Raw genomic sequence first — 1,237 nt, 5'->3', positions numbered from 1 at the left:
TGACGGCCGGATTGCTGCTGGTCACCGAGCCGTCGCTGTGGACGCTGACCGTGCTGCTGGCGCTGCCATCCTTGATGGTGATCAGCGCGCTGCCGCCGCTAGTCAGATTGCTATCGCTTAAATGCACCGAGGCCTGGACGTGGCCGCCGGCCAGGTCCGGGCTGGAGATCTGCTTGCCGCTATGCTCGACAATCGAGACGGTCGGCGCATCCGGCGGCGTCAAATTCAGCGTGCCGCTGGCGCTGCCGGCGGTGGACACATTGCCCAGCGCATTGGTTTGGGTGGCGGAGACGCTGACCGCCTGGCCGTTGGCCGGCTCCGGCAGGCTGAGGGTCAACACGCCGTTGGCGTAGTGGCCGGACACCGTCGCGCTGCTGCTGGTGACCGAGCCATTGCTATGCACGGTGACGGTGCTGTTGGCGCCGCCGTCGCTGATGGTGACCAGCGCGCTGCCGCCGCTGCTGAGATTGACGGCGCTGAGGTTGACGGTGGCCTGGACGTGGTTGCTGCTGAGATCGCTGCTGCCGATCAGCTGCCCGCTGTGCTCGACAATCGAGACGGTCGGCGCATCGGGTGGGGTCAGATTCAGCGTGCCGCTGGCGCTGCCGGTAGGGGACACATTGCCCAAGGCGTTGCTTTGGGTGGCGGAGACGCTGACCGCCTGGCCGTTGGCCGGCTCCGGCAGGCTGAGGGTCAACACGCCGTTGGCGTAGTGGCCGGACACCGTCGCGCTGCTGCTGGTGACCGAGCCATTGCTATGCACGGTGACGGTGCTGTTGGCGCCGCCGTCGCTGATGGTGACCAGCGCGCTGCCGCCGCTGCTGAGATTGACGGCGCTGAGGTTGACGGTGGCCTGGACGTGGTTGCTGCTGAGATCGCTGCTGCCGATCAGCTGCCCGCTGTGCTCGACAATCGAGACGGTCGGCGCATCGGGTGGGGTCAGATTCAGCGTGCCGCTGGCGCTGCCGGTAGGGGACACATTGCCCAAGGCGTTGCTTTGGGTGGCGGAGACGCTGACCGCCTGGCCGTTGGCCGGCTCCGGCAGGCTGAGGGTCAACACGCCATTGGCGTAGCTGGCGCTGACAGCCGGATTGCTGCTGGTGACCGAGCCGTCGCTATGGACGGTGACGCTGCTGCTGGCGCCGCCATCGCTGATCGATACCTGGGCGCTGCCGCCGTTGGCGAGGTTGCTGGCGCTGAGATTGACCTTGGCCTGGACGTGATTGCTGGCGAGATC

1 protein-coding gene is annotated in these 1,237 nt (G+C 67.2%); it reads right to left on the bottom strand.

Annotated elements, in window-relative coordinates:
- Positions 1 to 1,237, bottom strand: a 1,237-nt coding sequence (locus QUG01_RS19890; protein WP_500831602.1) for a hypothetical protein, incomplete at both ends; no start/stop codon positions are given.

The organism is Chromobacterium sp. CCUG 76385 (assembly GCF_059916625.1).
The sequence above is the reverse complement of the archived record's forward strand: the minus strand, read 5'-3'. Positions and strand labels throughout refer to the sequence as shown.